Below are 26,122 nucleotides of genomic sequence, written 5' to 3'. Positions count from 1 at the left end.
TTTTCAGGAGAGAAAGGGCCCCGTCATGAACAATAGGAATCTCTGGCTGCTCTCGGCTGGATTGGCGGCCCTGACCGCTCCATTTTCATTCGCGCAGGCGCAGGAAGAAAGCGCCGCGCCCGCAGCGGCGGAGGATGACAGCGCCGTCATCATCGTCACCGCGACCCGGCGGGCCAGTCCGCTGTCGGACGTGCCGATCGCCGTGTCGGCCGTCAGCGCGCAGGCGATGCAGAATAGCGGGGCGAGCGATATCCGCACGCTCAACCAGCTCGCCCCATCCCTGCTGGTGTCCTCCACCGGATCGGAAGCCAATGCATCGGCCCGCGTGCGCGGCATCGGCACGGTCGGCGACAATCCCGGCCTGGAAAGCTCGGTCGCGGTGTTCATCGACGGCGTCTATCGCTCTCGCACGGGCGCTGGCCTCAACGAATTGGGCGAGATCGAACGGGTCGAGGTGCTGCGCGGTCCGCAGGGCACCCTGTTCGGCCGCAATGCGTCGGCGGGCCTGATCAACGTCATCAGCCGCGCGCCCGAGTTCAAGTTCGGTGCCAAGGCGGAAGTCACATACGGCAATTATGATTATTGGCGCTTGTCCGGGCGGGTGACGGGGCCGGTGACCGACAGCCTGGCGCTGAGCCTGGACGGCGTCTGGTCGAAGCGCGACGGCTTTTTCGATCTGGTCGACGCCAGCGGCGACAAGGTCGGCGAGACGAACGACCGCGACCGCTATTTCCTGCGCGGACAGGCGCTGTTCGAACCGACGGACGCGCTCTCCATCCGCCTTATCGGCGATTACACGCATCGCGACGAAAGCTGTTGCGGCGCGGCCTATATCGAAACGCGCGAGCGGCGGCCGTTGCCCGGCGGCGGCTATGAAACAGCGCCCTTCAACCGCATCGCGGCCATATTGGCGGGGCAGGGCAGCGTCTTCCCGTCCGATCCCTATGACCGTGAGCTGACGATCACCGAAGGCCGCAACTATGTCAGCAAGGTCAAGGATTGGGGCCTGTCGGGCGAGGTTAACTATGATCTGGGCGGCGTGAAGCTGACCAGCATCACCGCCTATCGCGATTATAAGAGCCAGGATTATGGCGATTATGATTATAGCGGCGCGGACCTGCTCTATCGCGATCCCAACACCTATCGCCAGTTCCGAACCTTCACCCAGGAATTGCGCGCGCAGGGTTCCGCCTTCAATGACGTGCTCGACTGGCTGATCGGGGGCTATTATGCGCATGAGAAGCTGACGCTGGAGGACAATATCGTCTTCGGCGCGGATTATGGAGCGTTCGCAACTTGCAGGCTTCTGCTGGGCGCAGGTGCAAGCCCGAGTCCGCTGGCGCCGTTCATCGACCCGGCGCAGCAACGTTGTCTGACACCGACGGGCCGGGCGGCCGCTACCGGCTCCTTCGGGCCGCTAGCGCCGCTCATCAATGGGTCGCTCGACCGGCTCTACAATATCGGCAATGTCGGCGATGTGAGTTCCCGTTATTTCCAGAAGAGCGAAAACTGGGCGCTCTTCACTCACAACATCATTCATGTGACCAAGCGGATCGATCTGACGCTTGGCCTTCGCTACACGCACGAGACAAAGCGTTTCTCTGCCGACTTCAACAATAATAATAGCACTTGCGCTGCGTTGCAGACGCGCAATCCGGGTCCAGCCAACGATCTTTATGAATTGGCGACCGGACAAATACCCGGTGCTCCTCTCAATTCCAATGGCGCGGCACTGGCGGGCGGCATCCTGACTCTGGGGTGCCTGGGCAACAGCTCCACGGGCCTCAATGCGCTCGATCTCAACGACCGGATTAGCGACGGCGAGTTTTCGGGAACGGCGGTCCTGTCGTGGAAGCCGGTCGATGAAATGCTGGTCTATGGCAGCTATTCGCGCGGATATAAGGCGGGCGGCTACAATCTTGACCGCTTCCAGCTGGGCACGACCGGCCTGAACCAGGTTCCGGCGGTCTTCGCGCCGCGCAGCAACGCGGATGTGACCAGCCTGCGCTTCGCCGCAGAAAAGGTCGACGCGTTCGAGATCGGCCTCAAATATACGCAGCCGAAATGGAGCGTGAACATCGCCGCGTTCCGGCAGGAGTTTAAGAATTTCCAGCTGAATACCTTCAACGGCACCAGCTTCGTGGTGCAGAATATCAATGGTTGCGACGGGACATTGTCGCCCGCGCGGACCTGCGACGATGGCGATGTGGGGCCGGGCCTGATCAGTCAGGGCGTCGAGCTGGAACTGGCCGCATCGCCGGTGCGCAATGTGCGCCTGGCGGGCGGGCTGACCTATGCGCGGGCGAAGTTCGCCAACCGGCTGGTCGGAAGCGCCGATGGCAGCGTGCCACTCGATCCTGCGCTGTTCCTGCTGCCCGGATCGATCAACTCGCAGGCGCCGGAGCTGGTGACGACCGTCAGCGCGTCCTGGACTCCCGAACTCGGATCTAGCGGTCTGTCCGCCCTCTTCTACGTCGACGGACGCATGAGCAGCGACTTCAATACGGGGTCGGACCTGTTCCCCGAAAAGCGGCAGGACGGTTACGCCGTGTTCAACGCCCGCGTCGGCATCAGGGGACCTGAACAGCGATGGGCGGTGGAATTTTGGGGGCAGAATATCTTCAACCAGGATTACACCCAGGTCGCGTTCAGCAGCCCGCTCCAGTCGAGCAGCCCCGGCACTTCGACAATCGGTCAGTTTGGCCGTGGCGCGCCGATGGCGAACCAGCTCATTTCCGCCTATCTTGCCGAGCCAAGGACCTACGGCATCACGTTGCGCGGGAGTTTCTGATCATTCCCCTGCCGCTTGCCGGGATCGGGCGGGCGGCAGAGGGCCTTTCCCCGAACAGCGCCGTGCCGACGCGGATGTCGGTCGCGCCCAGCATGATGGCGGTTTCGAAATCGCCGGACATGCCCATGGACAGGCGGTCCAGCCCTTCTTCCCGCGCCATCTTGGCCAGCAAGGCGAAATAGGGAGCGGGTTCGACATCGGCTGGCGGCACGCACATCAGGCCAAGCAGCGGAATGCCCGCATCGCGCGCGCTGCGGATCAGGGCAGGGGTATCCGCGATCGGACAGCCGCCTTTTTGCACTTCAGCGCCGATATTGACCTGGATGAAGCAGGGGACGCGTTTGTCCGCCGCATCCATCGCCCGCGCAAGGGCGGTGAGCAGGGAGGGACGATCGAGCGAATGGATGACGTCGAACAGCGCCACCGCATCGGCCGCCTTGTTGGATTGAAGCTGTCCGGCAAGGTGCAGGGTAATGCCCGGCGTTTCTTCCTGCAACTGCGGCCATTTGCCTTGCGCTTCCTGCACGCGGTTCTCGCCGAAGCTGCGCTGGCCCGCCGCGATCAGGGGGCGGATCGCGGCGGCATCCTGCGTTTTCGACACTGCGATCAGGTTGATGTCGTCAGCGGTGCGGCCTGTCAGGCGGGCGGCGCGCTGCATGGCTTCGTGCACGGCATTCAGCCTGTCAGCCGCTTCGATGCTTTCGGTCGTCATGGGGGCTGCTATAGGCGAGAGGGATGACGCGCCGCCACCGCAAAAATCTGCCGCCGGTCTGGCTGATGACCGATGAGCGGATTCCAGTGGATGCGCTCCTGCATGCGGTGGCGCTGTTGCCCAAGGGGCGGGCTGGCGTGATCTTCCGTCATTACCGCACGCCATCCGCGCAGCGCCGCTCGCTTTTCGATCAGGTGGCGGCGATTGCTCGTAGCCGCCGCCTGCTGGTTTTCGTTGCGGGGACGGAAAGGCTGGCGGCCGCCTGGAAAGCGGATGGGTGGCATGGGCCGGTGCAGGGCGGGGGGAAAAGGCTGCTGCTGCACAGCATGGCCGCCCATGACCGGCTGGAGGTGGAGCGGGCGCAGCGATTGCGGGCCGATCTGCTGTTCCTGTCGCCTCTGTTCGCTACCCGGTCACATCCTGGCGTAAGGACGCTCGGCCCCGTGCGCTTTGCTGCGCTGGCACGGGCGGCATCGATGCCGGTGATTGCGTTGGGGGGTGTGAAAGCGGATCATCGCCGGATGGTGAAGGCGCTGGGCGCTTCGGGATGGGCCGCTATTGATGGGCTGGTAAGTGGTTGAAAATAGTAGGCCACGGCTTTTTGGTATTGCCGTTTGTCCTCAGTGAAGTCGAAGGTTTGCCGTGCGTAGCGGGGGCTGCTTCGCTCCGCTCAGCCGGGGGCTTCGACTTCGCTCAGCCCGAACGGGTGAGAGGTGAGGCTGACCACAGGAATTTCACAAGCGCAGATACGGGAAGCAGGAAGCGCCGCTTCCACCAGTATCAGCCGGTCAGAATTTGAAGACCGTTCCCAGATAGACCGCCTGATCGTCCTGCCGGTCATCGGTCATCGGCGTCAGGCGTCCGATCACGCTGTTATTATAGCGCAGCCCGGCGGTGACGTTCAGGTTGCGGGTCAGCGAGTAGGAACTGGCCAGATCAAGCGAATAATCCTTGTCCGCGCCCGGATTGCGGACCGCCTGACCGGGTTCACGGCGATTTTCGATCATGACCTTGGTGCTGAACCGGGTCTTGCGATCCTGATCCAGCGAGAAATTCTTGGCGCCCGCCATCTGATCCAGCGAAACGGGGTCCAGTTCCTTCCGGCCCATGGTTTCAGGCAAGGCGAACTTGCGCCAGTTATGCGCGCTGTTGAGGCTGAACGCCACCGGAGCGATGTTCACCGGGTCGAGCGTGCGGCTGATGGCGACGCGATCGTCATTGCCCGCGCGCACCATCACCGTGACGGACCGCTGGCCGCTGAGCGAACCACTGGTGGGGGTGAAGCGGAAATTCTGCCGTCCCGCCGAAGCGGCGATCCGCGCATAGGCGGCAGCCAGACGCGGGTCCTTGGTGGTCGGGGTGAAGGAGGAAATACTGCCCAGCGCGCCAAGCGACACGGGAACATCGGCCCGCAGGCGGACAAGATCGGTCGCAGCGCCGAGAGCAGGAGACAGCATGAAGCCGGCCACGGCGACCGCCGAGCCTGCCAATGCCAAATATCCCCTATTCACACGCATGACGCGAATCTCTTCCCCACCGACCTTTTCTGTTCTTCTACAAGCGAAACGCCGCCATGGGTAGTGCGGGCGTCCTTTTTATACAATCTGTTGCACGGAACACACAGGCCGCCGCGCACAGGGCGGCCGCTGCTCCCGCGCCGGTAGATGGCGTCCCTCTTGCCCATTGCAACCGGTCCTCTATAGAAGCGGGGCGTTTTCCTTCAATATGGGACATACCTGATGGTCCGCCGCCTTCCCGCTCCTGTTTCCGCCGGTCTGCTGCTGGCCGCGCTTCTGCCGCTCGCCGCCTGTGGCGGCGGATCGAAGGAGCGGCCCAAGGCCGACCTCGCCGCGTCCAAGATCACGACGATCGGGGTTAACAGCTATTTGTGGCGGGCGACGCTGGACACGATTTCCTTCATGCCGCTGGTGCAGACGGATTCGAACGGCGGGGTCATCGTCACCGACTGGTACGCCAATCCGAACAGCCCGAACGAACGGATGAAACTCACCGTGTCGATCCTGGACCAGGACCTGCGCGCCGATGCGCTGCGCGTCGCGGCCAGCCGTCAGGTGAATCAGGGCGGGCAATGGATCGATGCGCCGGTGCAGGCGGCCACCGTGCAGAAGCTGGAAGAGATCATCCTGACCAAGGCGCGCGACCTGCGCCGCATGGCGATCACGGGATAAGCCCTTCCTTTCATCCGCTTTTCCTGAATAACTGGGCTGGGCTTGGAAAAGCTCGGCCCGCATGCATTTTAAGGACTGAAATAGATGCAAAGGCGCTTCAATCCGCTTGAGGCCGACGCCCGCTGGCAGGCCGTCTGGGACGAGAAGCAGACGTTCAAGGCGTCGGACAGTAGCGACAAGCCGCGTTCCTACGTGCTGGAGATGTTCCCCTATCCTTCCGGGCGCATCCATATCGGCCATGTGCGCAACTATTCCATGGGCGACGTGCTGGCGCGGTTCCGCCGCATGACGGGCCATGAAGTGCTGCATCCTATGGGCTGGGACGCATTCGGCATGCCCGCCGAAAATGCCGCGATGGAAAAGAAGGTGCATCCGGGCGACTGGACGCGTTCCAACATCGCGACGATGCGGGCGCAACTGAAAAAGCTGGGCTTCGCGCTGGACTGGAGCCGCGAACTCGCGACCTGCGAGCCGGACTATTATGGGCAGGAACAGGCGCTGTTCCTGGACATGATGGAAGCGGGGCTGGTCTATCGCAAGGAATCGGCGGTTAATTGGGACCCGGTCGACATGACCGTGCTCGCCAATGAGCAGGTGATCGACGGCAAGGGCTGGCGGTCGGGCGCGCCGGTCGAGAAGCGCAAGCTTTCCCAATGGTTCCTGAAGATCACCCAGTTCGCCGACGATCTGCTCAAGGGCCTCAAGACGCTGGACCAGTGGCCCGAAAAGGTGCGGCTGATGCAGGAGAACTGGATCGGCAAATCGGTCGGCCTGCAATTCCGCTTCAAGCTCGACACGCCGGTGGACGGCATCAGCGAGGTCGAGGTCTTCTCGACCCGCCCCGACACGATTTTCGGCGCGAGCTTTTCCGCGATCGCGGCGGACCATCCGCTGGCCTTGGCGTTGGAATCCAGGGACGCTGGCCTTGCCGCCTTCGCCGAGGAATGCCGTCATAGCGGCACCGCCGCGGCGGAGATCGAGACGCAGGAGAAGAAGGGCTATGACACCGGCCTTTCGGTGATCCACCCCTTCACAGGCCGCAAGCTGCCCCTGTTCGTCGCCAATTTCGTGCTGATGGACTATGGCACCGGTGCGGTCATGGCGGTGCCGGGGCATGACCAGCGGGACCTGGATTTCGCGCGCAAATATATGCTGCCGGTGGAGCGCGTCGTCGCGGCCGAGGGCGATGAGGAGAAGGGTATCGGCGACGAGGCCTATACCGGCCCCGGCCGCCTGGTGAACTCCGATTTCCTCAACGGCATGAGCGTCGAGGATGCCAAGGCCGAAGTGATCCGCCGCGCGGAGGCGGAAGGCTGGGGCACCGGCACCACCGTGTTCCGCCTGCGCGATTGGGGCGTGTCGCGCCAGCGCTATTGGGGAACGCCGATCCCGGTCATCCATTGCGAGGATTGCGGCCCGGTGGGCGTGCCCAAGGACCAGTTGCCCGTGCTGCTGCCGGAGGATGTCAGCTTCGACGTTCCCGGCAATCCGCTCGACCGGCATCCGAGCTGGAAGCATGTCGATTGCCCGAAATGCGGCAAGGCGGCGCGGCGCGAGACGGATACGCTGGACACCTTCGCCGATTCCAGCTGGTACTTCATCCGCTTCGCCAGCCAGCCCGAGGACAAGCCGTTCGACCGGGAGACGGTCGAGAAGTGGCTGCCGGTGGGGCAATATATCGGCGGCGTGGAACATGCGATCCTGCACCTGCTCTATGCGCGTTTCTGGACCCGCGCGCTCCAGCATATGGGGCAGATCGGCTTTGCCGAGCCCTTCACCGGCCTGTTCACGCAGGGCATGGTGACGCACGAGACCTACAAGTCGCCGGAGGGCGCATGGCTCGCTCCGCAGGATGTGGAGCGGCAGGGCGACAAGGTGGTGATGATCGACAGCGGCGCGCCGGTGACTGTCGGCCGCGTCGAGAAAATGTCCAAGTCCAAGAAGAATGTCGTCGATCCCGATGACATCATCGCCCAATATGGCGCGGACGCGGTGCGATGGTTCATGCTGTCCGACAGCCCGCCCGAACGCGACCTGCCCTGGACGGAGAGCGGCATCGAGGGAAGCTGGCGCTTCATCAATCGCCTGTGGAGACTGTTCGGCGAGGCGGGCAAGGCGGCCGAGGGGCAAGAAGCTTCCGGCCAGGATCGGGCGCTGGACCGCAAGCTGCACCAGACCATCGACGGCGTGGCGAAGGATATCGAGGCATTGTCCTTCAACAAGGCGGTGGCGAAGATCTACGAACTCACCAACGCGGTGGAAAAGGCCAAGCCTTCGGCCAGCCGCAGCGCGGCCATCCGTACGCTGGCGCTGCTGGTCGCGCCGATGACGCCGCATCTGGCCGAGGAAGCCTGGGCCGACATGGGCGAGCAGGGGCTGATCGCCGACGCCGCATGGCCGCAGGTCGATCCGGCGCTGCTGGTAGAGGATGAGGTGACTGTCGCCTGCCAGGTGATGGGCAAGCTGCGTGACACCATCACGGTGCCGAAGGGCACGAGCAAGGAGGAGCTTGAAAGGCTTGCCCTTGCCGCGCCCAATGTGGCGCGCATCCTGGATGGGGCCACGCCCAGGAAGGTGATCGTGGTGCCGGACCGTCTGGTGAATCTGGTAATTTAAGCAACGGCCGTTCGCCCTTCGACAAGATCGGCCCGAACGGATAAAGGTTGGTTGATGAAACGCGTTGTCCCCATCCTCCTTCTCGCCTCCCTTTCCGCATGCGGCCTTCGCCCTGTCTATAGCGGCGGCAGCCATGGCGCGGTCGCGCAGGCGCTGGGCAATGTCGAAGTGCAGCCCATCGAGGGGAAGGGCGGCTGGCTGGTCCGCAACGCGCTCAATGACCGGCTTTCGACCATGGGTGGGGGCGGCCCGGCCTACAAGCTCGTGGTGAAGCTGGATGACCAGATCAGCGGCTTTGGCCTGCGCGCCGACACCGCCATTACGCGGGAACGCCGGACGCTGCGCGCGCGCTATCAGCTGATCGACATGGCGACTGGCACGCAGGTCATCGACGACACGGCGGGATCGGACGCGGGCATCGACGTCACGTCCAGCGAATATGCGACGATCGCGGCGGAGGACGCGGCGCTGGAACGGTTGTCGCAGACGGTCGCCGACCAGATCGTGACCCGGATCGCCCTGTTCGCCGCGCGGGAAAAGCAGCGTTGAAGGCCAATCGCGGCCAGATTGAAAAGGCGCTGGATGCGCCGCCCGCCGACATACGCCTTTTCCTGCTGCACGGGCCCGACGAAGCGGGCAGCGCCGCGCTTGGCAAGCGGCTGGAGCGGGCGATGGGGGATCAGGCGGAACGGGTGGACCTGGACGGTCAAACGCTGCGGGACGACCCCGCCCGGCTGACGGACGAGGCCGCTTCCTTTTCCATGTTCGGCGATCGCCGCTGGATTCGCGTCAACGGGATGGGCGATGAATCGCTGCCCGCCGTAACCGCGCTGCTCCAGGCGGAGGCGGCGGGGAACCCCGTCATCGCCATCGCAGGCGCGCTCAAGGGGACGTCGAAGCTGCTGAAGCTGGCCACCGACAGCCCCATGGCGATGGCCTTCGCATCCTATCAGCCCGACGCGCGGGAGGCGGAACAGATCGCCGCCGCCATGGCGCGCGAAGGCGGGCTGCGCCTGGCCCCCGACCTGGCGAGGCGCATCGTCGATCTGGCCAGTGGCGACCGCGCGCTGATGGCGGGCGAGATCGAAAAGCTGATCCTCTATCTGGACGCGGCGCCTGAACATCCGCGCGAGGCGACGGCGGAGGCGCTGGATGCGCTATCGGCCGACAATCCCGATTCGGATGCCGCTCCGCTGGTCAATGCCGTGCTTGGCGGCGACCTGCGGGCTATGCACCGGGAACTTGGCCGCCTGACAGAAACCGGCACTGCCATGGCGGCGGTGCTGCGGCCGCTGCTGACGCGGGCGATGCTGATCGCCGGCATAAGGATGTCGTTCGATGACAGCGGCCGTCTGGAAGCCGCGGTGGAAGGGGCGGGAAAGCAGGTCTTCTGGAAGGACAAGCCCGTGGTCACGCGCCAGGTCCGCCTCTGGAACGCCCAGGGGATTGCGCGCGTGATCCACCGCCTGGCGCAGGCGGAGCGGGCGAGCCGGTCGGGCAGGGGTATCGGCGATCTGCTGGTTCGCCATGAGTTGCTGGCAATCGCCCGGCAAGCGGCGCGGGAGCGGTAGGGGCGGCCTGGCGCGGCCGCATTTCCTTCCCGTCCTAAGCGCTTGATTGGCGGCGGGCGCACCGCCATATTCCCGCCATGGACAAGCTCAACCTCAGCGAAGCCGAATGGCGCGAGCGCCTTTCCCCCGAACAATATCATATCCTGCGCGAAGCGGGGACGGAACGGGCCTTCACCGGCAAATATAACAGCAACAAGGCCGATGGCGTCTATTATTGCGCTGGCTGCGGCGCTGAACTGTTCGACGCGGACGAGAAATATGACAGCGGTTCGGGCTGGCCCAGCTTCACCGCCCCGGTCGATATCGACGCGGTGGAGGAAGTGCGCGACAGCAGCCATGGCATGATCCGCACCGAAGTGCGCTGCGCCAAGTGCGATGGGCATCTGGGCCATGTCTTTCCCGATGGGCCGGGCGTCAACGGCCTGCGCTATTGCATGAACAGCGCGTCGCTCGATTTCAAGCCGCGCGGCGAGGTTGAATAATCGTTCATCCCCGGTAAAGCGTCAGTCTTCTTGAGAACCAAGGCTTTCCATGCGGCCGCGCCTGATGATCGCTGGCCGCCTTCCGACTGAGCGGGTATCCGGCGACACATATGGCACGATCAGGCAAGAGCAACGGAACGCCCGGCAAGGCGCGGCTATGGCTGATGCGGGCCGTGAAGCTGGGGCTGGTGGCGACGCTGGGCGGCCTCTTCGCCATCGCCATCGCCGTTGTGATCGCCTATCAGTCGCTGCCCAGCTATGAATCGCTGAAATCGTCGCCCAATGGCCAGATGATCCGCGTGCATGCCGCCGATGGCAGCGTGATCGTGTCGCTGGGTCCCAGCTTTGGCCGGTGGCTCGCCTATGACCAGATCCCCGCGGTGATGGTCGAAGCCATGGTGTCGACCGAGGACCGGCGTTTCTACCACCATCCCGGCGTCGATCCGATCGGCATGGCGCGCGCGGCGTGGGTGGCGCTGGAAAACCGGGGGAAGGGGCGGCGCTTGCAGGGCGCGTCCACCATCACCCAGCAGGTGACGCGCAACATCTTTCTCAACAACAGCTATAGCTGGGGCCGCAAGGTACGGGAGATGATCCTGGCGCTGGCGCTGGAGCGGAAATTCTCCAAGCGCCAGATATTGGAACTGTACCTCAACAAGGTCTATTTCGGTGGCGGCGCATATGGCATCGATGCGGCGAGCCGGAAATTTTTCGGCCATCCCGCGACCACGCTGGACCTGCCCGAAGCGGCGATCATCGCGGGTCTGGTCAAGGCTCCGTCAAGCTATTCGCCCACGGCCGACGCGGACGCCGCCATCGGCCGCGCGGGCGTCGTGCTGGACCTGATGCAGGAAAATGGCGTGATCAGCGCGTCCGAACGGGCCAGCGTCGACCTGGACGAGGTCAAGATGGCGCCTGAGCCGCCGCAGAACAGCGTCCGCTACTTCACCGACTGGGCGCTGCCGCAGCTCGACATATTGGTGGACGAACCCAATGAGCCGCTGGAGGTCTATACCACCATCGACCTTGGCATGCAGAAGGCGGCGACGGCGGCGATCAAGGCCAATGCGCCTGCCGGGGCTCAGGGCGCGCTGGTATCGCTGGACCGCGACGGGGCGGTGCGGGCGATGGTGGGCGGGCTCGACTATGTGTCGTCCAACTATAATCGCGCGACCACCGCGACGCGCCAGCCCGGTTCGGCCTGGAAGATCTTCGTCTACATGGCGGCGCTGGAGGCCGGTTATACGCCCGATACGGGCGTCACCGACAGTCCGGTCACCATCAACGGATGGAGCCCGCGCAACAGCAGCGGACGCTATTCGGGCGATATCGATATTCGCACGGCCTTCGCCTATTCCATCAATACGGTGGCGGCCAAGCTGGGGGTCGAGGTCGGCTTTCCGACCATCGCCGACATGGCGCGCCGTTTCGGCATCACCACGCCCATCAACACGCATCCTTCGATGGTGTTGGGCACGTCGGACGTCCGCCTGATCGACATGACGCGCGCCTTCGCATCGATCGCGCGCAAGGGGGTGGCGGTGACGCCTTATGGCATCACCAAGGTGACGACCGCCGACGGAAGGCTGCTCTACCAGCATCAGGACGATACCAGCCGCGTGCTGGTCGCGCCCTGGGTGGCGGCGGGCATGACCGACCTCATGCAGACGGCGGTCAGCACCGGCACCGGCAGGGCGGCGCAGATCGGCCGCCCGGTGGCAGGCAAGACCGGCACGACCAACAGCAACAAGGATGGCTGGTTCCTGGGCTTTTCCAGCGGCATCACGACAGGCGTGTGGATGGGCCGCGACGATGCCCGCGCGGTGCGCGTGCTCCAGGGGGGCAGGGCGCCCGCCCGCGCCTTTGCCGATTTCATGAAGGTCGCCGTGTCCCGCCGTCCGGTGGAACAGTTCGAAACGCAGGTGACCTTGCCCGAATGGCAGCTGGAGCCGGATGAGGAAGCCTATTATGGGCAGCCCGACAACGGCATGATGGTCGATGAGAATGGCCTGCCGGTCGATTCCGGCCAGCAAAAGCCGCCGCCGGAGGAAGAAGACCCGGACTCGGGCGAGCAGGGCCCCGTGTCGCAGGCGCCGCCCGCCCGTCCAGCGCCGCCGCGGCTGGACCAGCAATGGATCGATCAGGTGCTGGGCCGTGACCGGCCGAGGCAGCCGCCGCATTGATCCTATCCCGCCGCAGGCAGTTTCGCCGCAAGCTGCTGGTGATCGAGCGCGCTGCCATCGGGCATGAGGAAATCGACCTTGCCCCGGCCGAAGTCGATCGCGATCCTGTCGAAGGACTGGAGCGCGTCCATGCCCAGCAGCAGGGAAGGTTTGTCCTGCAAGCCAAGTTCGGCGAAGGGCGGCGCGTCGGCGAACATGACGCGCAGATTCCTGAGCAGGATCGGTCCCATGCGGATCTGCTGGAGGTGGCCCAGCAGGCCGCTCAGCACCTCTCCGGTGACGCTGAGCAGCGTAACGGGGGCGAGCGGCGGGGCGCGTTTCCTTTGGCTGAGCTTGTTCATCAGCGCGAGATTGCCGACGCTGAGGTGCGTGCCCGTATCCAATATGATGTTCACCTTCGTCCCGTTCACGTCCGAATGGAGAAGGATGAGCTGGCCCTTGCGGCGGCGCGCCTCGACGATGATGGCGTTGGGGTCCCGCAAGGCGCGGCGGCTGTTGCTGATTTCCATCCGCCCGGCGCGGAAGTCGATCAGCAGGCGGCGGGCGTGGAGGCTGTCGAGGCCGAGGAGGCCGGGCGCGCCCAGATGCGCGGCCTCCAGCACCGGAGCCTCGATGCCGTCGACGGTGACGCTGCCATAGCGAAGCTGCGGCACCGCGACCGTGCGCGTCTGCGCCTTCCCGGCCATGCCGATGACCGTGACCATCTCCAGCGTGGGCAGGACGAGGCGCTCCGCCAGATCGCGCGATAGGACGGTGCGCTGCGATCCGGTATCGACGATGAAGTTCCAGGGACCCTTTCCACCGATGTGGATCGGGATCGTCATTCGATCATCCTGCGGCAGGGTGCGGATGACGGAAGGCGGGTCATCGGCGGGCGGCGTAGGGGCTTGAGCCAGCGTAGGCGCGGCAAAGGACAGGAATGCGATCACGGCAATGGAACGAAGACGTTCCATGACTCACCTCTCCAGCCTATATCTTCCTTCATATCATGGCGGGGCGGGGCTGGTCCATTGCCGCAGCTTGAGCACCTTCTGCCGCGAAGCGCCCGCCTGATGCCGTTTTCCGCGCGTGCGGGGGCCGCAGCCGCCTTGACTTGCCGCGGCCCTCGCCGCTAAACGCGGAACAATCTCTCCCCGCCGTCCGGCGCGGGCTCCCGGCTTCCCCTGCCGGGCCTATTCTCCCGAAGCGTCATCTCTATCCTCTTTCCATCGGACTCAAGTCGAATGCACCTTAAGGACCTCAAGAAGAAATCGCCCGCCGATCTTGTCACCATGGCGGAGGAACTGGGCGTCGAAGGCGCATCGACCCTGCGCAAGCAGGACCTGATGTTCGCGATCCTCAAGGCCGAGGCGGAAAATGGCGAGCAGATCATGGGCGAGGGCACGATCGAGGTGCTGCCCGACGGCTTCGGCTTCCTGCGCTCGCCCGAAGCGAATTTCCTCGCCGGACCGGACGACATCTATGTGTCGCCCAATCAGGTGCGCAAGTTCGGCCTGCGCACCGGCGATACGGTGGAAGGCGAGATCCGCGCGCCCAAGGACGGCGAGCGCTATTTCGCGCTGACGAAGCTCATTTCCGTTAATTTCGACAACCCGGAAGTTGTCCGCCACCGCGTCAACTTCGACAACCTGACGCCGCTTTATCCGACCGAAAAGCTGGTGCTCGACACGCTGGACCCCACGGTCAAGGACAAGTCGGCGCGCGTCATCGACATCGTTTCGCCCCAGGGCAAGGGGCAGCGCGCCCTGATCGTCGCCCCGCCCCGCACCGGCAAGACCGTGCTGTTGCAGAATATCGCCAAGGCGATCACGGACAATCATCCCGAAGTCTTCCTGATCGTCCTGCTGATTGACGAACGGCCGGAAGAAGTCACCGACATGCAGCGCAGCGTGAAGGGCGAGGTCGTGTCCTCGACCTTCGACGAGCCTGCCTCGCGCCACGTTCAGGTCGCCGAGATGGTAATCGAGAAGGCCAAGCGCCTCGTGGAACATAAAAAGGATGTGGTGATCCTGCTCGATTCGATCACCCGCCTTGGCCGCGCCTACAACACGGTCGTGCCGTCATCGGGCAAGGTGCTGACGGGCGGCGTCGACGCCAATGCGTTGCAGCGGCCCAAGCGCTTCTTTGGCGCGGCACGCAATATCGAGGAAGGCGGATCGCTGTCCATCATCGCCACCGCGCTGATCGATACCGGCAGCCGCATGGATGAAGTCATTTTCGAAGAGTTCAAGGGCACCGGCAATTCGGAAATCGTGCTCGACCGCAAGGTGGCGGACAAGCGCATCTTCCCGGCGCTGGATGTCGGCAAGTCCGGCACCCGCAAGGAAGAATTGCTGGTCGACAAGGCCAAGCTCAGCAAGATGTGGGTGCTGCGCCGTATCCTGATGCAGATGGGCACGGTCGACGCGATGGAATTCCTGCTCGACAAGATGAAGGATTCCAAGACCAATGAGGATTTCTTCGATTCCATGAATCAATAAGCATGGGGGAAGCGTTCAGGCTGCGGCTTGATCGCTTCGCCATATTGCGGGGCGTGCAATCCGCCCGTCATCTTTACTGATCGATATCGACTAGGGGACATCAGGCCGCCATGATCGACCTTTTTGCCACTGCCGCTGCTGCGGCCCAGGGTTTTGGCTCTCCCGCCGATATCTGGGGCCATATCGTCAACGATTTCAGCAATATCGGGTCGCCTCAGGCGCTTGCAGCCTTTGGCCAGGTGTTGATGATCGACATATTGCTGGCGGGCGATAACGCCATCGTCGTCGGCGCACTGGCGGCCGGTCTTCCGGTGCAGCAGCGCCAGCGGGTCATCCTGATTGGTATCATCGCCGCTCTGGTCCTGCGGATCGGCTTTGCGCTGGTGGTCACGCAGTTGATGCAGATCGTCGGCCTGATCCTGGCGGGCGGTTTGCTCCTCCTGTGGGTGAGCTGGAAGATGTGGCGCGAACTGCATCCCAAGCGCGGGACCGAGACGCCTGACGACCCCACCGACGATGATGTTTCCGGCCTGCGTCCCGCCAAGAGCTTCGCTGGCGCCGCCTGGGCGGTCGCAGTCGCTGACGTTTCCATGAGCCTGGACAATGTGCTGGCCGTCGCTGGCGCGGCGCGCGATCATCCCGGCATCCTGATCATCGGCCTGATCCTGTCCGTAGCCCTCATGGGCGTGGCGGCGAACATCATCGCCAAATATATCGAGCGGTTCCGGTGGATCGCCTACGTTGGTCTGGCGGTCATCATCTATGTCGCGGTCAAGATGATCTATGACGGCATCGTCGATAATCAGGTCGGGATATTGACGCTCTTTGTGTGACAATTGCCGATCCCGCGCGGTCCAGTGCGGGATCGGACAGATGGATCAGGGGATCAGCACTGTGCTGCCGGTCGTCTGCCTTGCCTCCAGCAAGCGGTGGGCTTCGGCAGCGTCTTCAAGAGCGAAACGTTGTCCTATGACCGCGCGCACCACGCCACGGCTTACCCGGTCGAACAGCCGTGCTGCGACATTATCCAATGCTTCGCGCGTTGCGATATAGTCGAACAGGGTGGGGCGGGTAACATAAAGCGACCCCTTGCGGCTGAGATCGAGCAGGCTGACCGGCGGCACTGCGCCAGAGGCATTGCCGAAGCTGACCATGAGCCCGCGCCGCTTGAGACAATCCAGCGACGCGCTCCAGCTATCCTTACCCACGCCGTCATAGACCACATCCACTCCCTCGCCTCCGGTCAGTTCGCGGACTTGGCCGGGCAATGACTCGAACGGCCCGTGCAGGCTATGATCGGCCTGAACGGTTGCGGCCTTTTCGGCAGAGCCGCTATGGGCGATCACAACGACGCCTTTGTCGCGCAACCATGGGACGAGCACGGAGCCCACACCGCCCGCAGCCGCATGGACAAGGGCGACCTGTCCCACTCCAAGCGAAACCGTGTCTTCGGCGAGGTAGCAGGCGGTCATCCCCTTCAGCATCAGCGCTGCCGCTTCATCGGTGCCGACCTCGGCCGGTATCCCGACCACTTGGCTGGCCGGAACGATGCGGTGGGTGGCATAGGCGCCAAGCCCGCTGGCGCAGCCCACCTTGTCCCCTACGGCAAAGCCGGTCACCTCCGAGCCCATATCCGCGACGTAACCAGCGCCTTCCGATCCGAGCACCAGCGGCAGATCGGCAGGGTAGAGCCCGGAGCGATAATAGGTGTCGATATAGTTGAGCCCGACCGCGTCCTGCGCGATGAGGATATCGGTGCGCCCAAGCGGAGGAAGATCGAACTCCTCCTTCTCCATCACGTCCGGGCCGCCATGGGCCCGCACGGCTATATGCCAGGGTCTTGCCATCATCAGCGTCCCAAGTCAGAGATTCTGCGCGAAGAAATCTGCCGTCCGCTGATCCGCCAGCCGCGCGGCGGCTTCGTCGCGGCGATTGCCCATCTCCGCGGCAAAGCCGTGGTCCAGGCCTTCATAGTCATGCAGGGTGACGTGGCGATTGTCCTTCAAGCCCTCATGCATCTTCTTCTGCGCTTCAGGAGGAACAAAGCCATCAGCGGTCGGGATATGCAGAAGCACCGGCTTTCCAATCGCATGCTGCTCGCCCAGAAGGTTGTCGATGCCCACGCCATAATAGCCGACGAAAGCGTCCCCGTCCGTTCTGCAAGCGGCCATGAATGCCAGCCTTCCGCCGAGGCAGTAACCGACCACGCCGACCTTCCCGCCTTCGCCCAGTTCGGCGCGCGCTGCCTTGATCGCCGCTTCGATATCCCGAATGGCGAGATCCTGATCCATCCGCTGCATATGGCCGAGCGCCGCCTGAAACTCCTCCGGCTTGTCGGCATCCAGCTCAACATGCGGCTGGTCGCGCCAGAACAGGTCAGGGGCGACGGCGAGATATCCTTGCTGCGCCCAATGGCCGCATTTGCGGCGGATGCCTTCATTGACGCCGAAAATCTCCTGAATGACGATGATGGCCGCCTTGGGCTTGCCTGCTGGCCGCGCAATATAGGCGTCGAAGCTGGCATCGCCTTCAAGGGTGGGGATGGGCGTATATGCTGTCATGGCAAGACCTTTCCGCAGCTGTTATTTTCAGGCCTATGAGTAATCGGCTTTGAGCGGCACGCCAACCAGCCGTTCGCGTAAAAAATTTGCGTTGGGCGGCCCTGTTGCGGCATGACGGAAGCCGGGACGACCGCTGGCAAGGATCCGCGAAGATGAAGGTAAGCGTTGACGTTGATTGCACCCCGGCCGAAGCGCGCGCCTTCCTCGGCCTGCCTGATGTGACGCCCATTCACGACAAATATGTGAAGACCGTGCTCGACAGCATCGATGGCGTGACCAGCATCGAACAGATGGAATCCGTGGTGAAGACCTTCGCTCCCATGGGTGACGCGGGTATGAAGCTATTCAAGCAGATGATGGATATCGGTCTGTCCGGGATGACCCCCAAAATGGGCAACGACAAGTCCTGAACTGGTGGCGGACACGATTTTTGCCCTGTCGAGCGGTGCACCGCCTGCGGGCATAGGGATTATCCGCATAAGCGGTCCGGCGGCTGGCGATGCGTTGCGGCAGGTTAGCGGGAAAGCGCTGCCTGCGCCGCGGCTAGCGCGGCTTAGCCGGATTTTCGATCCCGGCACCGGCGAAATGCTGGATAGAGCGGTCGTCCTCTGGTTCCCCGGCCCGGCGACGGTGACGGGGGAGGATCTGGCGGAGCTTCATTGCCATGGCGGGCGAGCCGTGATCGCGGCGGTCGAAAGTGCGCTGGCGGCCCTGCCTGGGCTGCGCATGGCGGAGCCGGGGGAATTTACCAGGCGCGCATTCCTGAACGGTCGCATGGACCTCAACGCGGTGGAGGGTCTGTCGGATTTGCTGGCGGCCGAAACGCAGCAGCAGCGCCGCGCCGCCTTGCTGATGGCGGAAGGGCATTTCTCCCGGCATATAGAGGATTGGCGCAAGCAGCTTCTGCAAGTGTCGGCAATGGCCGAAGCGGCGCTCGACTTTTCCGATGAGGATGATGTCCCGGATGATGGGATCGAGGCCCGCATAATGGCGCGGCTGAATGATCTGGTGAGCCAGGTGGAGAAAGTCCTTGCTGCTCCTTCGGCAGAGCGGCTGCGGGATGGCATCCGCGTCGTTCTGGCTGGACCGCCCAACGCGGGCAAGTCCACTTTGCTCAACGCGCTGGTGGGGCGGGAGGCGGCGATCGTGTCCGACATTGCGGGCACAACACGGGACCGGATCGAAGTGCCCGCAGCCATTGAGGGGGTGGCCTTCCTTTTTACCGACACGGCAGGCCTGCGGGAGGAATCCGGGGATGCGATCGAACTGATCGGGATGGAGCGTGCCCGCTCGGCTCTTGAAGCAGCGGACATCATCCTGTGGCTGGGAGTGGCTGATGAGCTTCCTCGCGATGATGCTATTCTGGTCGCGGCTCAGGCAGATAGACTGCCGGGTCGCGCTGGGTTGCCGGTATCTGCCATGACGGGCGAGGGGATGGGCGCTCTGGTACAGGTCATGCTGGAGCGTGCGGCACGGGCTGCCAGGGATCTGCTTGTAACGGCGGAAGAATTGCGGCGGGCGCGGGGGGCCATTGATCGCCTGACGGGGCAGGCGAGCACCGAGGATATGCTAGACCAGCTATTTGCGGGTTTCTGCATCGGCAAATGAGCGCTGTTCCACGTGGAACAGTTTTGACCCTGAGCCCCTCCTTCTGGTAAGGGCGCGCTCATGCAAAGATATGATGTGATTGTGGTGGGCGGCGGTCATGCCGGCTGCGAGGCAGCGGCTGCTGCGGCACGCAAGGGCGCGAAGGTGGCGCTGTTGACCTTCTCGCGCGCCACCGTTGGATCGATGTCCTGCAATCCGGCGATTGGCGGGCTTGGCAAGGGGCATCTTGTCAGGGAAGTTGACGCGCTTGATGGTCTGATCGGTCGTGCAGCGGATGCCGCGGCGATCCACTATCGGATGCTCAACAGCAGCAAAGGGGCTGCGGTGCAAGGGCCACGTATCCAGGCCGACCGGGCCCGGTATCGCGCGGCCATTCACCAGTTGCTGGAGGATTATGCCGGGCTGGAGATTGTTGAAGGTGAAGCCTCGGATCTGCTGCTGTCTCAGGGGGAGGTTGGTGGCCTTCTCCTGGCGGGCGGACGGAGTCTGACCGCTGCTGCGGTGGTTCTGGCGACGGGCACCTTCCTGGGCGGTAAGCTGTTCCGGGGGGAGGATGTCGATGCGGGTGGCCGCACGGGAGAGCGGGCTGCAACCCGGCTTGGCCTCCAGATGCGGGAAATGGGATTGCCGATGGCGCGGCTGAAGACCGGCACGCCGCCTCGGCTGAATGGACGCACGATCGATTGGGCAAAGCTGGAGGAGCAGCCTTCCGATGAAGGACGCTGGACCATGTCCGCGCTCACGACTGAGCGTCTTCTGCCGCAGCTTAGCTGTGCCATTACCCGGACGAACGAGCGGACGCACGCTATCATTCGCGAAGGGCTGGGCCGGTCGCCTTTGTTCAGCGGCGCGATCGAGGGGCGGGGGCCGCGCTATTGTCCTTCCATTGAAGACAAAGTGATCCGCTTTGGCGATCGGGATGGGCACCAAATATTTCTCGAACCGGAGGGATTGGCGGATCACCTCGTCTACCCGAACGGCATCAGCACCTCGCTGCCAGCCGATGTTCAACTTGCCATGGTCCGGTCCATGGCGGGTTTGGAAAAGGCCGAGATTGTCGTGCCGGGCTATGCGGTGGAATATGACCATATCGATCCGCGCGCGCTGAGTTCGAGCTTGGAGGTGAGGGCGGTGCCCGGCCTGTTCTGCGCGGGGCAGATCAACGGCACGACCGGCTATGAGGAGGCGGCGGCGCAGGGACTTGTCGCTGGGGCGAATGCGGCGGCGAAGGTGAGGGGTGAAGCGCCGATGATCCTTGACCGCGCGAGCAGCTATATGGGGGTGATGATCGACGATCTGGTTCTGCAAGGCGTGACCGAGCCATACCGGATGCTGACGGCGCGCGCGGAATATCGTCTCCGCCTGCGCGCCGACAATGCGGGGTCACGCCTCGAAGCGATCGGGCGCGAGCATGGCCTTATCGGTGATGAGCGTGGCCATTATTATGATCTCCGCCAGACGCGGAGGGATGAAGCGGAGCAGGAGCTGAGCGCTACGTTGAGCGCTACGGAGATGATGCGCGCGGGAGCGGCGGTGCGTCAGGATGGGTCACGCCGGTCCTTGTTCGATTGGGCGCGCTTTCCCGAAGTCTCTCGCGAATTGCTGTTTTCCTTAGCTCCGTCGCTGATGCGGATGGATGAGGAGCAGCGGGAGGAGCTTTTGGAGGATGCGCGCTATGCACCTTATCTCGAACGGCAGGAAGCGGAGATCGCTGACCTTCGCCGCAATGAGCGGATCAATATAGCGAGTGAATTCGATTACTCCTCAATTGGTGGGTTGTCGAATGAGATGATCGAGCGGTTGGAGCAGGTGCGGCCGGATACGCTTGCGGCAGCGAGCAGGATCAGGGGCGTGACGCCTGCGGCTTTGGCGGCCCTACTGGCGCATATCAAGCGGCGGGCGGCGTGACAGAAGATGAGGCGCGCGCTTGGTTGCAGGCGCAGTTCACTGTTTCACGTGAAACATGGGATCGGCTGGAGCGCTATGTGGCGATCCTGACTGCCGAGATGGAGCATCAGAATTTAATTGCGGAGTCGACCCGTCCCCACATCTGGGCGCGGCACATCGTTGATTCAGCGCAGCTTCTGAAATGGGCGGAGGAAGCAGGGGAGGGAAGTTGGGTTGATCTCGGATCGGGTGCGGGGCTTCCGGGCATCGTTGCCGCGATTTTGTCGGTACGGCCGTTGATCATGATTGAAAGCCGACGCAAGCGGGTCGAGTTTCTGCAATCCGCTATTGATGACCTGGGACTGACACATGCCCGTGTTTTTGGCGGCAGGGTAGAGAATGTGCCTGCCATGTCTGCGGCGGTGATCAGTGCCAGGGCCTATGCGCCGCTGCCCAAATTGTTCCAGTCGGCGGTCCATCTTTCCACAGAAAAAACCCTATGGGTGCTGCCAAAGGGACGAAATGCGGAAAATGAACTGGAGGCGGTGCAGCCGGCATGGCAAGGTGTGTTCCACGTGGAACGCAGCATCACGGATGCAGAGAGCGCCATCATCATTGCGCGCGCCGTGAAAGCCAAGGCAAGGAAAGGTCGAACATGATCCGCATCGCCATTGCCAACCAAAAGGGCGGGGTGGGTAAGACCACGACCGCGATTAACCTGGCGACTGGGCTGGCTGCAACGGGATTGCGGGTCCTCCTCGTTGATCTCGATCCGCAAGGCAATGCTTCGACCGGGCTGGGGGTGAATCAGGCCGATCGCGGCCAGTCCAGCTATGACCTTCTTGTGGGCAACTGTGCTCTGGAAGATGCAGTCCTCCCGACGCGGGTTCCCAAGCTTGATATCGTACCAGCGACGCAGGATCTGTCGGGCGCGGAAATCGAACTTATCGAATATGAGCAGCGTACCCATCGCCTTGAACGCGTTTTGAGCGAAGGGCAGCCGGGCCGCTGGGATATTTGCCTGATCGACTGCCCGCCATCCCTGGGGCTTTTGACAATCAACGCGATGGTGGCTGCACAATCCCTGTTGGTCCCGCTTCAATGTGAATTTTTTGCGTTGGAGGGATTGTCGCAATTGTTGCAGACCGTTGAGCGCATCAGAGGGCGGTTCAATCCCCAACTCTCCATCATGGGAGTTGCGCTGACCATGTACGACAAGCGCAACCGGCTGACGGATCAGGTTGCGGACGATGTTCGCGCCTGCCTGGGCGATCTGGTGTTCGATACGGTCATCCCCCGTAATGTGCGGCTTTCCGAGGCGCCGAGCCATGGCGTGCCCGCGCTGATCTATGATTTTCGCTGTTCAGGATCGGAAGCCTATATGCGTCTTGCACGTGAACTGATATCCCGGCTTCCTGCACAGGAGATAGCTGCTTGAGCAATGATGGTGACGAAAAGCTGAAGGTGGCCAAGCGCCCGCAAGGGTTGGGGCGCGGCCTGTCGGCACTGCTTGGAGATGTCGCCCGGGAGGAGCCTGTCGCGCCCGCGACGCCCACGGCCTCCAGCAAGGCCATCCAGAGCATCGAAGTCGCCCTTGTTCAGCCTCACCCGGAACAGCCCCGCCGCCATTTCGATGAGGATGCGCTGGCGGAACTGGCCGAAAGCATCAGCAAGCGCGGCGTGATCCAGCCAATCATTGTTCGTCCGCATGGCGGCGGGTTCCAGATCGTTGCGGGCGAACGCCGCTGGCGGGCGGCGCAGCGGGCGCAGCTTCATCGTATCCCGGCCATTATCCGCGACTTTGATGAGGCGGAGACGCTGGAAATCGCGCTGGTGGAAAATATCCAGCGCGAGGACCTGAATCCCATTGAAGAGGCGGAAGCCTATCGCAAGCTGATCGCCGAGTTCCATCACAGTCAGGAAGCGCTGGGCCGGTTGGTGGGCAAATCCCGCAGCCATATCGCCAATCTCATGCGCCTGCTCGACCTTCCCTCGCCCGTTCAGCGGCAGGTGATCGAACAGAAGCTGTCCATGGGACACGCGCGCGCGCTGATCGGCGCGCCTGATTGCGAAGCCCTTGCCCGCACCGTGGAAGCCAAGGGGCTGTCCGTCCGCGACACGGAGGAACTTGTCCGCCGCGCCAAGAAGGGGAATGACGCAGCCCCGCGCGAGCGGGCGCGCCAGACGGGGGACAAGGACCCGGATATCGCCGCGCTGGAGCAGCATCTCGCCGACATTCTGGGCGTGCGGGTGGACATCGCCCATGCCGGTGGTGGCGCTGGCACCCTATCGCTTCGCTACTCGACCCTGGATCAACTGGACATGCTCTGCCAGCGCCTGTCCGGCGAGCGAATCTGAGGCCCAGGATCAGCCTTTTATGATCGGAGCTACTGGCCTTTTCGCGGGCCAGTGCCTAGCTTGTCCGCATGGCAGACATGCAATCCTCCACTGGAACCGCACCCCTCATCATCCGCCGTCAGGATTACCGTCCGCCTGACTGGCTGGTGCCCGATATCGCACTCGATTTCGTGCTGGACGCCGCCCGCACCGAAGTCCGATCGCTGCTCAAGGTCCGGCGGAATGGAGCCCATGACCGGCCGTTGAAGCTGGACGGAGACGAACTCACTCCGCTGGAGGTGAGGGTGGATGGCCAGCCGCTGACGCCCAATCAATGGGCGATGGAGGGCGGGGCGCTCATCATCCCGCTCGGTGGTGAGGAGCATGAGGTCGAGACGCTGGTCGCGCTCGCGCCGCAGAGCAACAGCAAGCTGATGGGCCTCTATGCCAGCGGTGGACTGCTGTGCACCCAATGCGAAGCAGAGGGGTTCCGGCGGATCACTTTCTTTCCCGACCGGCCAGACGTTCTTTCACGCTACTCGGTGCGGCTGGAGGCGGACAAGCGCCTTTACCCCGTGCTGCTGGCAAATGGCGATCCGGTGGAGAAGGACGACTTGCCGGATGGGCGCCATTGGGCGCGCTGGAACGATCCCTATCCCAAGCCCTGCTATCTTTTCGCGCTGGTGGCGGGGAATCTTGCCTGCAATGCCGACAGCTTCACCACCCAGAGCGGACGCAATGTGCAACTGGGCATCTGGGTGAAGGAGGCGGACCTTCCCCGGACGGCGCATGCCATGCAGGCGTTGAAGAACAGCATGGCGTGGGACGAACGCGTCTATGGCCGCGAATATGACCTGGACGTGTTCAACATCGTCGCGGTGGCCGACTTCAACTTTGGCGCGATGGAGAATAAGGGCCTTAACATCTTCAATTCGCGGTACATTCTGGCCGATCCTGATACGGCGACCGACCTTGATTATGACGGGGTCGAGGGGGTGGTGGCCCATGAATATTTCCACAACTGGTCAGGCAACCGGGTCACATGCCGCGATTGGTTCCAGCTGTCGTTGAAGGAAGGATTCACGGTCTTTCGCGACCAGAATTTTTCCGCCGACATGGGCAGCGCAGCAGTCAAGCGGATCGAGGATGTGCGGGTCCTTCGGGCCGCGCAGTTCCAGGAGGATTCAGGGCCGCTCGCCCATCCGGTGCGGCCGGAATCCTACATGGAAATCAGCAACTTCTATACCGCCACCATCTATAACAAGGGTGCGGAACTGATCCGCATGATGGCCCTGATGCTGGGGCCGGAACGGTTCCGGGCGGGCACCGACCTCTATTTCGAGCGTCATGACGGCGAGGCGGCGACATGCGAGGACTTCGTTCGTGCGATGGAAGAGGGGGGCGGCATCGACCTGGCCCAATTCCGCCGCTGGTATGAGCAGGCGGGGACGCCGCATGTCCGCGCGCTGCTGACCCATGATGCGGCGAGCGGCACGGCCGAACTGACGCTGGAGCAGCACATGGCGCCGACGCCCGGCCAGCCCGGCAAGCTGCCCATGGCCATTCCGCTGCGCGTCGCCCTGTTCGATCGCGCAAGCGGCAAGAGCCGCGGGGACGAGCTTTTGATGCTGACGCAGCCGCGGCAGAGCTTTACCTTTGACGATTTCGCCACTCCGCCCATATTGTCGATCAATCGCGGCTTTTCAGCGCCGGTGATCATCGAGACGGATCGTAGCCAGGCTGATCTCGCCTTCCTGTCTGGCCACGACGATGATCCTTTCGCCCGGTACGAAGCGATGCAGCAGTTGATGGTCAATGTGCTGGTCGGGCGCGTCGGCGGGCAAATGGTTGACGATGCCGCCGTGGTCGCGGCGATCCGCGATACGATCACGGACCCGCTGCTCGATCCGGCATTTATTGCCGAAGCCGTCCGCCTTCCCAGCGAAGCCTATATTGGCGACCAGCTAGGCCAGGTCGATCCCGACGCGATTCATGTTGCACGCGATTCGCTTCAGCGCCGGATCGGGGCTGAACTTGAGTCACTTTGGCGGGACATTCACGGCAAGACGCAGGCGAACGCATTCTCGCTTTCCCCGGCCGCCAAGGGGGCGAGGAAATTACGCAATACGGCGCTGCTTTACCTGAATGCGTCTGGCGCTGACGATGGGGCCGCCATTGCCTTTGGACAGTTCAGCGACGCGGACAATATGACGGAGCGGCAGGCGGCACTCGCCACGCTTGCCAACGGGACGAGCGCGGAACGGGAAGCGGCGCTCGACATATTCTATAACCGCTACCGGGATGACGCGCTGACGCTGGACAAATGGTTTCAGACGCAGGCCTTCGCCTTTCACCCGGACACGGTCGATCTGGTGGAGGAACTGGGACGGCATCCCGACTTTACCCTGTCCAATCCAAACCGGGTGCGGTCGCTTTACGGGGCCTTTGCCGGGAACCAGTGGGCGTTCCACCATCGATCGGGCAAGGGATATCGCATGGTGGCGGATTGCATCATCGCGCTGGACAAGATCAATCCGCAGACGGCGGCCCGGCTGGTCCCGCCGCTGGGACGCTGGCGGCGATTCGATGAGGAGCGCGCGGCGATGATGCGCGCCGAGTTGCAGCGCATCCTGTCCCAGCCCGGCCTGTCCAGGGATGTGACCGAGCAGGCGAGCAAGAGCCTGGATTGAAGGCGGGAAGCGCCG

22 protein-coding genes are annotated in these 26,122 nt (G+C 63.4%); 17 read left to right on the top strand and 5 right to left on the bottom strand.

Going from position 1 to position 26,122, the window contains the following annotated elements:
- Nucleotides 1-25: 25 nt before the first annotated feature.
- On the top strand, nt 26-2,791 hold the full coding sequence (locus tag ET21_RS0106760; protein ID WP_030539050.1) for a TonB-dependent receptor: 2,766 nt from the start codon (nt 26-28) through the stop codon (nt 2,789-2,791).
- On the opposite strand, the gene ET21_RS0106755 is transcribed toward ET21_RS0106760, so the two are convergent.
- Nucleotides 2,769-3,503 carry a YggS family pyridoxal phosphate-dependent enzyme gene (locus ET21_RS0106755; protein WP_030539049.1) on the bottom strand — a complete coding sequence of 245 codons (735 nt, stop codon included), beginning with the start codon at nt 3,501-3,503 and terminating at the stop codon, nt 2,769-2,771. The two genes, ET21_RS0106760 and ET21_RS0106755, sit on opposite strands and share 23 nt — an antisense overlap.
- A 23-nt stretch (nt 3,504-3,526) precedes the next feature.
- Here ET21_RS0106755 and ET21_RS0106750 point away from each other — a divergent pair, with 23 nt between their 5' ends.
- Nucleotides 3,527-4,084 carry a thiamine phosphate synthase gene (locus tag ET21_RS0106750; RefSeq protein WP_030539048.1) on the top strand — a complete coding sequence of 186 codons (558 nt, stop codon included), beginning with the start codon at nt 3,527-3,529 and terminating at the stop codon, nt 4,082-4,084.
- Between the two features lie 207 nt (nt 4,085-4,291).
- Here ET21_RS0106750 and ET21_RS0106745 read toward each other — a convergent pair whose 3' ends face one another.
- Entirely contained in the window at nt 4,292-5,020 is a 729-nt protein-coding gene (locus ET21_RS0106745; protein WP_021238556.1) for a hypothetical protein, read from the bottom strand.
- Between the two features lie 222 nt (nt 5,021-5,242).
- Between ET21_RS0106745 and ET21_RS0106740 the strand changes: the two genes are divergently transcribed.
- The 6 genes from ET21_RS0106740 (at nt 5,243) to ET21_RS0106715 (ending at nt 12,544) form a co-directional block, all read left to right on the top strand.
- Entirely contained in the window at nt 5,243-5,692 is a 450-nt protein-coding gene (locus tag ET21_RS0106740; RefSeq protein ID WP_021238555.1) for a DUF3576 domain-containing protein, read from the top strand.
- 84 nt (nt 5,693-5,776) lie between these two features.
- Nucleotides 5,777-8,308, top strand: a complete 2,532-nt coding sequence (gene leuS, locus ET21_RS0106735) for a leucine--tRNA ligase (RefSeq protein WP_030539047.1) — start codon at nt 5,777-5,779, stop codon at nt 8,306-8,308.
- A 54-nt stretch (nt 8,309-8,362) separates the two neighbouring features.
- A complete protein-coding gene (gene lptE / locus ET21_RS0106730) occupies nt 8,363-8,857 on the top strand; it encodes an LPS assembly lipoprotein LptE (protein WP_030539046.1) in 495 nt (164 codons plus the stop codon).
- Nucleotides 8,854-9,879, top strand: a complete 1,026-nt coding sequence (gene holA, locus ET21_RS0106725) for a DNA polymerase III subunit delta (RefSeq protein WP_030539045.1) — start codon at nt 8,854-8,856, stop codon at nt 9,877-9,879. The genes lptE and holA overlap by 4 nt, the downstream gene beginning before the upstream one ends.
- Before the next feature lie 77 nt (nt 9,880-9,956).
- Nucleotides 9,957-10,361 carry a peptide-methionine (R)-S-oxide reductase MsrB gene (gene msrB, locus ET21_RS0106720; protein WP_021238551.1) on the top strand — a complete coding sequence of 135 codons (405 nt, stop codon included), beginning with the start codon at nt 9,957-9,959 and terminating at the stop codon, nt 10,359-10,361.
- A 110-nt stretch (nt 10,362-10,471) separates the two neighbouring features.
- Nucleotides 10,472-12,544, top strand: coding sequence for a transglycosylase domain-containing protein (locus ET21_RS0106715; protein WP_030539044.1), 2,073 nt, complete (start codon nt 10,472-10,474; stop codon nt 12,542-12,544).
- A gap of 2 nt (nt 12,545-12,546) precedes the next feature.
- Here ET21_RS0106715 and ET21_RS0106710 read toward each other — a convergent pair whose 3' ends face one another.
- Nucleotides 12,547-13,497: a retroviral-like aspartic protease family protein gene (locus tag ET21_RS0106710; RefSeq protein WP_030539043.1), complete on the bottom strand. Its 951-nt coding sequence runs from the start codon at nt 13,495-13,497 to the stop codon at nt 12,547-12,549.
- Between the two features lie 270 nt (nt 13,498-13,767).
- Here ET21_RS0106710 and rho point away from each other — a divergent pair, with 270 nt between their 5' ends.
- Complete coding sequence (gene rho / locus ET21_RS0106705) at nt 13,768-15,024, top strand: transcription termination factor Rho (protein ID WP_030539042.1); 1,257 nt, start codon at nt 13,768-13,770, stop codon at nt 15,022-15,024.
- A gap of 110 nt (nt 15,025-15,134) precedes the next feature.
- Nucleotides 15,135-15,857 (top strand): YjbE family putative metal transport protein, encoded by a 723-nt coding sequence (locus ET21_RS0106700; protein WP_030539041.1) that lies wholly within the window; start codon nt 15,135-15,137, stop codon nt 15,855-15,857.
- 45 nt (nt 15,858-15,902) lie between these two features.
- Here the strand turns inward: ET21_RS0106700 and ET21_RS0106695 are convergent, their stop codons facing one another.
- Both ET21_RS0106695 and ET21_RS0106690 read right to left on the bottom strand, forming a co-directional pair.
- Nucleotides 15,903-16,871 (bottom strand): quinone oxidoreductase, encoded by a 969-nt coding sequence (locus ET21_RS0106695; protein WP_030539040.1) that lies wholly within the window; start codon nt 16,869-16,871, stop codon nt 15,903-15,905.
- Nucleotides 16,872-16,886: 15 nt separating this feature from the next.
- Nucleotides 16,887-17,585 carry a dienelactone hydrolase family protein gene (locus ET21_RS0106690; protein WP_030539039.1) on the bottom strand — a complete coding sequence of 233 codons (699 nt, stop codon included), beginning with the start codon at nt 17,583-17,585 and terminating at the stop codon, nt 16,887-16,889.
- 152 nt (nt 17,586-17,737) lie between these two features.
- Between ET21_RS0106690 and ET21_RS0106685 the strand changes: the two genes are divergently transcribed.
- From ET21_RS0106685 to pepN, 7 genes are all read left to right on the top strand, one after another.
- On the top strand, nt 17,738-17,995 hold the full coding sequence (locus ET21_RS0106685; protein ID WP_021238544.1) for a DUF6489 family protein: 258 nt from the start codon (nt 17,738-17,740) through the stop codon (nt 17,993-17,995).
- A 4-nt stretch (nt 17,996-17,999) separates the two neighbouring features.
- Nucleotides 18,000-19,193: a tRNA uridine-5-carboxymethylaminomethyl(34) synthesis GTPase MnmE gene (mnmE, locus tag ET21_RS0106680; protein ID WP_030539038.1), complete on the top strand. Its 1,194-nt coding sequence runs from the start codon at nt 18,000-18,002 to the stop codon at nt 19,191-19,193.
- 60 nt (nt 19,194-19,253) lie between these two features.
- The gene (gene mnmG, locus ET21_RS0106675; protein ID WP_030539037.1) at nt 19,254-21,101 is read left to right on the top strand and encodes a tRNA uridine-5-carboxymethylaminomethyl(34) synthesis enzyme MnmG; all 1,848 of its coding nucleotides are present in this window, start codon (nt 19,254-19,256) and stop codon (nt 21,099-21,101) included.
- Nucleotides 21,098-21,739 carry a 16S rRNA (guanine(527)-N(7))-methyltransferase RsmG gene (gene rsmG / locus ET21_RS0106670; protein WP_030539036.1) on the top strand — a complete coding sequence of 214 codons (642 nt, stop codon included), beginning with the start codon at nt 21,098-21,100 and terminating at the stop codon, nt 21,737-21,739. The genes mnmG and rsmG overlap by 4 nt, the downstream gene beginning before the upstream one ends.
- The gene (locus tag ET21_RS0106665) at nt 21,736-22,518 is read left to right on the top strand and encodes a ParA family protein (protein ID WP_030539035.1); all 783 of its coding nucleotides are present in this window, start codon (nt 21,736-21,738) and stop codon (nt 22,516-22,518) included. Before rsmG ends, ET21_RS0106665 begins: the two co-directional genes overlap by 4 nt.
- Entirely contained in the window at nt 22,515-23,438 is a 924-nt protein-coding gene (locus ET21_RS0106660) for a ParB/RepB/Spo0J family partition protein (RefSeq protein WP_030539034.1), read from the top strand. Before ET21_RS0106665 ends, ET21_RS0106660 begins: the two co-directional genes overlap by 4 nt.
- A gap of 68 nt (nt 23,439-23,506) precedes the next feature.
- Complete coding sequence (gene pepN / locus ET21_RS0106655) at nt 23,507-26,107, top strand: aminopeptidase N (protein ID WP_030539033.1); 2,601 nt, start codon at nt 23,507-23,509, stop codon at nt 26,105-26,107.
- Nucleotides 26,108-26,122: the final 15 nt, after the last annotated feature.

Origin of the sequence: Sphingobium sp. DC-2 (assembly GCF_000722555.1) — a bacterium.
Classification (GTDB): Bacteria; Pseudomonadota; Alphaproteobacteria; order Sphingomonadales; family Sphingomonadaceae; genus Sphingobium; species Sphingobium quisquiliarum.
This window is presented reverse-complemented; position numbering and strand designations above follow the sequence as displayed.

Bases quoted from the DNA above. Each gene is read 5' to 3' on its own strand.
- ET21_RS0106760 (WP_030539050.1), top strand. From the start codon at position 26: ATGAACAATAGGAATCTCTGGCTGCTCTCGGCTGGATTGGCGGCCCTG.
- ET21_RS0106755 (WP_030539049.1), bottom strand. From the start codon at position 3,503: ATGACGACCGAAAGCATCGAAGCGGCTGACAGGCTGAATGCCGTGCAC.
- ET21_RS0106750 (WP_030539048.1), top strand. From the start codon at position 3,527: ATGACGCGCCGCCACCGCAAAAATCTGCCGCCGGTCTGGCTGATGACC.
- ET21_RS0106745 (WP_021238556.1), bottom strand. From the start codon at position 5,020: ATGCGTGTGAATAGGGGATATTTGGCATTGGCAGGCTCGGCGGTCGCC.
- ET21_RS0106740 (WP_021238555.1), top strand. From the start codon at position 5,243: ATGGTCCGCCGCCTTCCCGCTCCTGTTTCCGCCGGTCTGCTGCTGGCC.
- leuS (WP_030539047.1), top strand. From the start codon at position 5,777: ATGCAAAGGCGCTTCAATCCGCTTGAGGCCGACGCCCGCTGGCAGGCC.
- lptE (WP_030539046.1), top strand. From the start codon at position 8,363: ATGAAACGCGTTGTCCCCATCCTCCTTCTCGCCTCCCTTTCCGCATGC.
- msrB (WP_021238551.1), top strand. From the start codon at position 9,957: ATGGACAAGCTCAACCTCAGCGAAGCCGAATGGCGCGAGCGCCTTTCC.
- ET21_RS0106715 (WP_030539044.1), top strand. From the start codon at position 10,472: ATGGCACGATCAGGCAAGAGCAACGGAACGCCCGGCAAGGCGCGGCTA.
- ET21_RS0106710 (WP_030539043.1), bottom strand. From the start codon at position 13,497: ATGGAACGTCTTCGTTCCATTGCCGTGATCGCATTCCTGTCCTTTGCC.
- rho (WP_030539042.1), top strand. From the start codon at position 13,768: ATGCACCTTAAGGACCTCAAGAAGAAATCGCCCGCCGATCTTGTCACC.
- ET21_RS0106700 (WP_030539041.1), top strand. From the start codon at position 15,135: ATGATCGACCTTTTTGCCACTGCCGCTGCTGCGGCCCAGGGTTTTGGC.
- ET21_RS0106695 (WP_030539040.1), bottom strand. From the start codon at position 16,871: ATGGCAAGACCCTGGCATATAGCCGTGCGGGCCCATGGCGGCCCGGAC.
- ET21_RS0106690 (WP_030539039.1), bottom strand. From the start codon at position 17,585: ATGACAGCATATACGCCCATCCCCACCCTTGAAGGCGATGCCAGCTTC.
- ET21_RS0106685 (WP_021238544.1), top strand. From the start codon at position 17,738: ATGAAGGTAAGCGTTGACGTTGATTGCACCCCGGCCGAAGCGCGCGCC.
- mnmG (WP_030539037.1), top strand. From the start codon at position 19,254: ATGCAAAGATATGATGTGATTGTGGTGGGCGGCGGTCATGCCGGCTGC.
- ET21_RS0106665 (WP_030539035.1), top strand. From the start codon at position 21,736: ATGATCCGCATCGCCATTGCCAACCAAAAGGGCGGGGTGGGTAAGACC.
- pepN (WP_030539033.1), top strand. From the start codon at position 23,507: ATGGCAGACATGCAATCCTCCACTGGAACCGCACCCCTCATCATCCGC.